Here is a 7,757-nt window from a genome sequence, read left to right on the forward strand (position 1 = left end):
GGACAGCGTGCCACGGCCCGACCCGCCCGGCACGGGTCGGTTTTCCCGGCCGGCGCGGACGCGACCCGGCCGGCGCGGTACGGCGGCCGGGCCGTGGGGCGAGGGGCTGCCGGGCGGGGTCAGCCGGCGCAGGCCGGGCAGGTGCCGAAGATCTCCAGGGTGTGGCTGACGTCGGCGTACCCGTGCTGCGCCGCCACCCGCTCCGCCCAGGCCTCCACGGTCGGCCCGGCCACCTCGACGGTGCGCCCGCAGGCCCGGCAGACCAGATGGTGGTGGTGGCCCTCGCTGCACCGCCGGTAGAGGTGCTCGCCGCCGGGCGGGCGCATCACGTCGATCTCGCCCGCGTCGGCGAGCCCCTGGAGGGTGCGGTAGACGGTGGTCAGCCCCACCCGCTCGCCGCGTTCGCGGAGCATGGCATGCAGGTCCTGCGCGCTGTGGAACCCCTCGACCTCGGCGAGCAGCGCGCTCACCGCCGAGCGCTGCCGGGTGTTCCGGACGGGGTTCCCCTCGGTCACGATGCCTCCCCTGCGTGGCTGACCGCGTCGGCCACGATGTGCGCGACGTGCTCGTCGACCAGCGCGTACGCGATTTCCCGACCGCGCCGGGAGCCACGGACCACGCCGGCCCCCCGCAGCACCCGCAGGTGCTGGGAGACCAGCGGCTGCGTCGCCCCGAGCTTCTCCACCAGTTCGTGCACGCACCGTTCACCTTGCGCCAGTTCGCTCACGATCGCCAGCCGGATCGGGGCCGCGAGGGCGCGCAGCAGCTCACCGGCGTCCTCGTACGCCTCGTATCCTGATCCGCCGGTCACCTTGTAACGGTAACCAATCCCATCGGGCCGTCGGGGCCCAGGATCACCGAAGCACCACTTCGGGCGGCTCGACGACCGCCGTCCCGGCCGTCGTCCGGCGTCGGCGCACCGCCCGCCAGCCGGCGCCGGCGACCGCGACGACGAGGAACGAGGCGATCGCCAGCAGCACCACGGACGCGCCGGGGGCGGTGTCGGCGTTGGCGGCCACCCAGACCCCGGAGCCGGCGGCGAACAGCCCGAGCGTCATCGCCGCGGCCATCGTGCTGCGGAAGCCCCGGGTGACCTGCTGGGCGGTGGCCACCGGTACCACCATCAGAGCGCTGATCAGCAGCACCCCGACGGCCCGCATGGCGATCGTCACGGTGACCGCGGTGCCGACCGCGAGCAGCATGTTCAGCGCCCGCACGGGCAGCCCGGCGACCCGGGCGTACTCCTCGTCGTGGCAGACCGCGAACAGCGCCGGGCGCAGTGCCAGCATGGTCACCAGGAGCGCCGCGCCGAGCACCACGATGGTGGTCAGGTCCTGCGGCGAGATGGTGGTCAGCGACCCGAACAGGTACGCGTTGAGCTTCGCGCTGGTGGCGTCGGAGAGCCCGACCAGCGTCACCCCGCCCGCGATCCCGCCGTAGAACAGCAGCGCCAGCGCGAGGTCGCCCGAGGTGCGTCCACGCGCCCGGACCAGCTCGATGGTGATCGCGCCGAGCGTCGCCACGACCACGGCCACCAGCACCGGGGAGCGGTTGAGCAGCAGCCCGGCGCCGACGCCGGTGAGCGCCACGTGCCCGACCCCGTCGCCGATCAGGGCCAGCCGGCGCTGCACCAGGTAGATGCCGAGCGCCGGGGCGGCCAGGCCGATGACCAGCGCGCCGATCAGGGCGCGCTGCATGTACGGGTACTGGAAAAGCTCCATGCTCAACTGCTCCACAGCCCAGCGGGCTCGTCGGGTCCGTGCGGGTGCACGTGGTCGTGGTCGGGATCGGCGTGGTGGCCGGCCGGCTCGGGGACCGCGCCGTCGTGGGCGATCCCACCGTGGTGCACCACCACGGCCCGGGTGATCAGCGGTCGCAGCGGCCCCAGCTCGTGGGCCACCAGCAGCACCGTCCCGCCGCCGTCGACGAAGCCGTGCAGCGCCCCGGCGAACGCCTCCTGGCTGGCGGCGTCGACCCCGGCGGTCGGCTCGTCGAGGACCAGCAACTCCGGCTCGCCGGCCAGGGCCCGGGCGATCAGGGTGCGCTGCTGCTGGCCGCCGGAGAGGGTGGCCACCGGGTCGCCGGCCCGGTCGGCCAGGCCGACAGCGGCCAGCGCGGCGTCGACCGCCGCCCGGTCGGCCCGGCCCGGCGGGCGCAGCACGCCCCGGCGGGCGAGCCGGCCCGAGGCCACCACCTCGCGGACGGTGGCCGGGACGCCGCCGCCGGCGCCGAGGCGCTGCGGGACGTACCCGATCCGCTGCCACTGCCGGAACCGGCGCAGCGGGACGCCGAAGAGCGAGACCGACCCGGCGTGCAGCGGGACCAGCCCGAGCACCGCGCGGATCAGGGTGGACTTGCCGGAGCCGTTGGCGCCGAGCACGGCGACCACCTCGCCGGCGGTGACGGTCAGTGAGACGTCGCGCAGCACCGGGCGGCCGTCGTAGCCGACCGTCCCCCGGGTGACGGTGATGACAGGCGCGTTCACGAGCAGCTCAACGCCGTCCGCAGGGTCGCCAGGTTGGTGCGCATCACCGAAAGGTAGTCCCCGCCGTGATCGGCGGACAGGCCTTCCAGCGGGTCGAGCACCGCGGTCTTCGCCCCCACCTCGCGGGCGATGGTCTCGGCGACCTTCGGGCTGACCAGGGTCTCGAAGAAGATCGTGGTGGCCTGATGCTCCCGGGCCTCCCGGGCGACCTCGGCGAGGCGCTGCGGGGAGGGTTCGTTCTCCGGGGCCAGCCCGGTGATGCCGACCTGGTCGAGCCGGTAGCGCTCGGTCAGGTAACCGAACGCGGTGTGGCTCACCACGAGCTCGCGGCGTTGGCAGGTCCGCAGCCCGGCGGCGAACTCGGCGTCCAGCGTCTCCAGCTCGGCGCGCAACGCGCCCGCCCGGGCGGTGTAGTCGGCGGCGCGGTCCGGGTCGACCTGACCGAGCCGCTCGGCGAGCCGGTTACCGACGGTGGCCAGCCGGGTCGGGTCGAGCCACAGGTGCGGGTCCTGGCCGCCGCCCTCCTCCCCGCCCCCGTGTCCGGCCTCTTCACCGTCGTGGTCGTGCCCGCCGGCGTTCCCGGCCAGCAGCGGCTGCACCCCGGTGACGTCGAAGGCCCGGTCGCCGCCGTTCTGCTCGACCGCCTCGTCCACCGCGGGCTGGAAGCCCTTGAGGTAGATGATCAGCTCGGCCTGGTTCACCTCGCCGACCTGGCGGGGGGTGAGCTCCAGGTCGTGCGGCTCGGCGCCGGGCTTGGTCAGGTTCGTCACCCGGACCGCGTCGCCCCCGATCCGCTCGGCGACGAACTGGAGCGGGTAGAAGGCGGCGGCCACGTCGACCCGCTGCGGGTCTGCGCCAGCGCCGTCCTCCGCGCAGGCGGTGAGGGTGCCGAGGGCTATCAGGGCGGTCGCTGCGGCCAGGGCACGTGCGGTGGAGCGGCGGAGCTTCATGCCCCAACTCTCCGTGACAACGAAATTGATTGTCAAAAACGCATGCTTGCATGCGAGCGGGGTGTCTGATAGTGCCCCGTTCGGACGGGCCGGTTCGCCGCGACGCGGTGGTCAGAGCAGCTTCGTCAGCGCCGCGGTGACCAGCAGGGTGAGCATCACCAGCCGGATCACCCGGGTGGCCGGCGCCTGCACCGCCCACGTGGTCAGCAGCAGCGCGACCAGGGCGGCGGCGAGGGCCAGCAGCAGCATCCCGCCGACCACGCCCGGGGTGAACAGCGCCACCAGCACCAGCGCCAGCGTGACCAGGAAGATCGTCGTCGGGTTCGCCCGGGCCAACCGGCCCAGCAAGGTGCGCTGCGTACGCTGCATCCCACAGACTCTACGAGGAGGACCCGGTGCTGGTCACCAACCGGTTCGTGGTCGACGAGGACGTCGCCCCCACCTTCACCGAACGCGCGCACGCCGCCCTGGCTGCGCTCGCAACCCGCCCCGGCTACCTGCGTGGGGAGCTGCTCCGGGCGTTGGACGACCCGCGCCACTGGTGTCTCGTCACCGAGTGGGAGTCCGTCGGGGCCTACCGGCGGGCACTGGGCGGGTTCGACGTCAAGGTGCACGCCACGCCGCTGCTGGCCGAGTCGCTCGACGAGCCGTCCGCATACGAGGCGCTGGCCGCCGCGGCCCCCGGCGGGGCGGTCGAGGTGAACCCCAGTGATCGGGCCGCTGCCCCGTACCGCTGAGTCGCCGGGCACTACCCTGCACCTATGACCGCACCCGGACCGGCCGGTCCACCCTCGTACCCCATGGCGCCCGGGCCGGACGAGCCGCCGCCGCACCTGGAGCCCGGGGTGCCCGCGCCCCCGGCCGGCCCAGGGGTGGCCCCGCCGTTCGTGGCGCCCCCGACCGAGGGGCGCAGCGCCCGGCTCTGGCTCGGCCTCGGGGTCGGGGCGCTGGCCGTGCTGCTCTGCTGCGGCGGGGGCGGGGCGGCCGTGGTCGGCCTGCTGATCAGCAACGTGCAGGCGGTGCGGGAGCAGGGCCGCGCGGTGACCGATGACTACTACCAGGGGCTGGTCGAGCGGAAGTACGGCAGGTCGTACGACACGCTCTGCGACGACGCGCAGCGCCGCGAGTCCCGGGCGGAGTTCGAGCGTCGGGTCGCCGCCGAACCGCAGATCGACTCGTACCGGGTGGGCGAGGTGGACCCCACCACCCTCACCGCCCCGGTGTCTGTCACCTTCAGCGGCGGCAACCGGGGCCACCAGGAGGTCACCCTCGCCGCCGACGGGCAGACCGGGGCCATGGAGGTGTGCGGGGTGAGCTGACCACCCGCCCCCGCTGGCCGAACGGAGGCTCGCGGGGGTGGCCGGCCCCGCCCCCGGTATTCTGCTGGGCCCGGGGCCCGTACGGTCGTACCGTTGTCCCCGAACCGACCGATCCATCCACATCTCGCCCCCGCCGACCGCCAGCCGGCGTAGGAGGAAACATGCCAGCCGACCGTATCGACGCCGTCGTCAGCCTCGCCAAGCGCCGGGGCTTCGTCTTCCCCTCCAGTGAGATCTACGGGGGCACCCGGTCGGCGTGGGACTACGGTCCGCTCGGCGTGGAACTGAAGGAGAACGTCCGCCGGCAGTGGTGGAAGACCATGGTCCAGCAGCGCGACGACGTCGTCGGCCTGGACTCCGCGGTCATCCTCTCCCGCAAGGTCTGGGAGGCCAGCGGCCACATCGCCGAGTTCGTCGACCCGCTGACGGAGTGCCAGTCCTGCCACAAGCGGTTCCGGGCCGACCACCTGGAGGAGGCGTACGCCGAGAAGCACGGCAAGCCGCTGGCCTCGCTGTCGGAGCTGAACTGCCCGAACTGCGGCAACAAGGGCACCTTCACCGAGCCGAAGATGTTCAACGGCCTGATGAAGACCTACCTCGGCCCGGTGGAGAGCGACGAGGGCATGCACTACCTGCGCCCGGAGACCGCCCAGGGCATCTTCGTCAACTACAAGAACGTGGAGACGGTCGCCCGCAAGAAGCCGCCGTTCGGCATCGCGCAGACCGGCAAGTCGTTCCGCAACGAGATCACCCCGGGCAACTTCATCTTCCGTACCCGCGAGTTCGAGCAGATGGAGATGGAGTTCTTCGTCGAGCCGGGCTCCGACGAGCAGTGGCACGAGTACTGGCTCTCCGAGCGTTGGAACTGGTACCTCGACCTCGGGCTGTCCGAGGAGAACCTGCGCTTCTACGAGCACCCCAAGGAGAAGCTCTCCCACTACTCGAAGCGCACCGTCGACATCGAGTACCGGTTCCGGTTCGGCGGCAGCGAGTTCGCCGAGTTGGAGGGCATCGCCAACCGCACCGACTTCGACCTGTCCACGCACAGCAAGCACTCCGGCGTCGACCTGTCGTACTTCGACCAGGGCAAGAGCGAGCGCTGGATGCCGTACGTGATCGAGCCGGCCGCCGGCCTCACCCGCGCGGTGCTGGCGTTCCTGCTGGAGGCGTACGACGAGGACGAGGCCCCGAACACCAAGGGCGGCGTGGACAAGCGCACCGTCATGCGCTTCGACCCCCGGCTCGCGCCGGTCAAGGTGGCGGTCCTGCCGCTGTCCCGCAACGAGGCGCTCTCCCCGAAGGCCAAGGGCCTCGCCGCCGACCTGCGCAAGCGCTGGGTGGTCGAGTTCGACGACTCGCAGGCCATCGGCCGCCGGTACCGCCGCCAGGACGAGATCGGCACCCCGTTCTGCGTGACGGTCGACTTCGACACCCTCGACGACGACGCGGTGACCGTGCGGAACCGGGACACCATGGCCCAGGAGCGGATCTCCCTGGACCAGGTCGAGCGTTACCTGATCGAGCGCCTCCCCGGCTGCTGAGCACCGTCCACGGGGCCTCGGCCGGCGCGGAAACGTGCCGGTCGGGGCCCCGTACACTTGTCCGGTGACCGCCCCGATCCTGCCCGCGCAGCGTCCGTTGACCCTCGGGCGGCACCAGGTGTGGCCGCCGGTGGTGCTCGCGCCGATGGCCGGCATCACCAACGTCGGGTTCCGCCGGCTCTGCCGGGAGCAGGGCGGTGGCATCTACGTCTGCGAGATGATCACCACGATCGCGCTGGTCCAGCGGAACCCGAAGACCCTGCGCATGATCGCCTTCGGCGACGACGAGCGGCCGCGCAGCCTCCAGCTCTACGGCACCGACCCGGAGATCACCGCCGCCGCCGTGCGGATCGTGGTGGAGCGCAACCTCGCCGACCACATCGACCTGAACTTCGGCTGCCCGGTCCCCAAGGTCACCCGCAGGGGCGGCGGGTCGGCCCTGCCCTGGCGGCGTCGGCTCTTCGCCCGGCTGGTGAAGGCCGCGGTGGACGCCGCGTCGCCCGCCGGGGTCCCGGTCACCGTGAAGATGCGCAAGGGCATCGACGACGACCACCTGACGTACGTCGAGGCCGGGCTCGCCGCCCAGGACGCCGGAGTCGTGGCGGTCGCCCTGCACGGGCGTACGGCCGCCCAGCGCTACTCGGGCACCGCCGACTGGGACGCGATCGCCACCCTCAAGCAGACCCTCGACGTGCCGGTGCTCGGTAACGGCGACATCTGGGAGGCCGACGACGCGCTGCGGATGGTCGCCCACACCGGGGTCGACGGGGTGGTGATCGGGCGTGGCTGCCTGGGCCGGCCGTGGCTCTTCGCCGATCTGGAGGCCGCGTTCGACGGGCGGCCGGAGCGGCGGCTGCCCACCCTCGGAGAGGTGGCGGTGACCATGCGCCGGCACGCCGAGCTGCTGGTCGACCAGTTCGTGGCGGGGGCGCGGAACCCGGCCAGGGGCGAGCGGGACGGCTGCACAGACTTCCGCAAGCACGTCGCCTGGTACCTCAAGGGCTTCCCGGTCGGCAGCGAGCTGCGCCGCTCCCTCGCCATGATCGACAGCCTGGCCCAGCTCGACGACCTGCTCGGCAAGCTCGACCCGGCGGAGCCGTTCCCGGTGGCGACGCTCGGCCAGCCGCGCGGCCGGACGAACTCCCCGGGCAAGGTCTACCTCCCCGAGGGTTGGCTGGCCAGCCGGGACGACGACACCGTGCCCGAGGGCGCGGAGCTGGCCGACTCCGGCGGCTGACGCCCGACGACACGTTTCCCTCGTACGACGAAAGGGCCGGCTCCCCGGGTGGGGGCCGGCCCTTGTCGTTTGTGGGTGGGTCAGGAGGTGGCGTAGCCGCGGGTGGCGATCCAGTCGGCGAGGTTGTCGACGGTGATGTCGTAGCTGGCCTGGGCGGGGTTGGCGGAGTCGGCGATCTTCACGACATGCCCGTTGTCGCGGTAGCCGACGACGCTGATGTAGTGG

10 protein-coding genes and 1 pseudogene are annotated in these 7,757 nt (G+C 72.9%); 4 read left to right on the top strand and 7 right to left on the bottom strand.

The genetic code is table 11. The features are described from left to right. Positions 1 to 119 precede the first annotated feature (119 nt). The 6 genes from ACH4T9_RS30965 to ACH4T9_RS30990 form a co-directional block, all read right to left on the bottom strand. The gene (locus ACH4T9_RS30965; RefSeq protein WP_387024987.1) at positions 120 to 515 is read right to left on the bottom strand and encodes a Fur family transcriptional regulator; all 396 of its coding nucleotides are present in this window, start codon (positions 513 to 515) and stop codon (positions 120 to 122) included. Beyond that, entirely contained in the window at positions 512 to 811 is a 300-nt protein-coding gene (locus tag ACH4T9_RS30970) for a metalloregulator ArsR/SmtB family transcription factor (RefSeq protein ID WP_161691876.1), read from the bottom strand. Before ACH4T9_RS30970 ends, ACH4T9_RS30965 begins: the two co-directional genes overlap by 4 nt. A 43-nt stretch (positions 812 to 854) precedes the next feature. Then, positions 855 to 1,721 (bottom strand): metal ABC transporter permease, encoded by an 867-nt coding sequence (locus ACH4T9_RS30975; protein WP_396671410.1) that lies wholly within the window; start codon positions 1,719 to 1,721, stop codon positions 855 to 857. 2 nt (positions 1,722 to 1,723) lie between these two features. Next, entirely contained in the window at positions 1,724 to 2,485 is a 762-nt protein-coding gene (locus ACH4T9_RS30980) for a metal ABC transporter ATP-binding protein (RefSeq protein ID WP_396671409.1), read from the bottom strand. After that, positions 2,482 to 3,435, bottom strand: a complete 954-nt coding sequence (locus ACH4T9_RS30985; protein ID WP_396671408.1) for a metal ABC transporter substrate-binding protein — start codon at positions 3,433 to 3,435, stop codon at positions 2,482 to 2,484. The genes ACH4T9_RS30980 and ACH4T9_RS30985 overlap by 4 nt, the downstream gene beginning before the upstream one ends. Before the next feature lie 111 nt (positions 3,436 to 3,546). Further along, positions 3,547 to 3,804 carry a hypothetical protein gene (locus ACH4T9_RS30990; RefSeq protein WP_396671407.1) on the bottom strand — a complete coding sequence of 86 codons (258 nt, stop codon included), beginning with the start codon at positions 3,802 to 3,804 and terminating at the stop codon, positions 3,547 to 3,549. Between the two features lie 26 nt (positions 3,805 to 3,830). Between ACH4T9_RS30990 and ACH4T9_RS30995 the strand changes: the two genes are divergently transcribed. The 4 genes from ACH4T9_RS30995 (at position 3,831) to dusB (ending at position 7,532) form a co-directional block, all read left to right on the top strand. Next, positions 3,831 to 4,172, top strand: coding sequence for an antibiotic biosynthesis monooxygenase family protein (locus tag ACH4T9_RS30995; RefSeq protein WP_396671406.1), 342 nt, complete (start codon positions 3,831 to 3,833; stop codon positions 4,170 to 4,172). Positions 4,173 to 4,280: 108 nt separating this feature from the next. Further along, positions 4,281 to 4,754: a hypothetical protein gene (locus ACH4T9_RS31000; RefSeq protein ID WP_396671483.1), complete on the top strand. Its 474-nt coding sequence runs from the start codon at positions 4,281 to 4,283 to the stop codon at positions 4,752 to 4,754. Between the two features lie 161 nt (positions 4,755 to 4,915). Next, entirely contained in the window at positions 4,916 to 6,295 is a 1,380-nt protein-coding gene (locus ACH4T9_RS31005) for a glycine--tRNA ligase (protein ID WP_396671405.1), read from the top strand. Between the two features lie 64 nt (positions 6,296 to 6,359). Beyond that, on the top strand, positions 6,360 to 7,532 hold the full coding sequence (dusB, locus tag ACH4T9_RS31010; protein ID WP_396671404.1) for a tRNA dihydrouridine synthase DusB: 1,173 nt from the start codon (positions 6,360 to 6,362) through the stop codon (positions 7,530 to 7,532). A gap of 80 nt (positions 7,533 to 7,612) precedes the next feature. Here the strand turns inward: dusB and ACH4T9_RS31015 are convergent. Next, positions 7,613 to 7,757, bottom strand: a pseudogene (locus ACH4T9_RS31015) (phytochelatin synthase); the annotation flags it as partial.

This window comes from Micromonospora sp. NPDC020750 (genome assembly GCF_044334565.1).
Taxonomy (GTDB): Bacteria; Actinomycetota; Actinomycetes; order Mycobacteriales; family Micromonosporaceae; genus Micromonospora.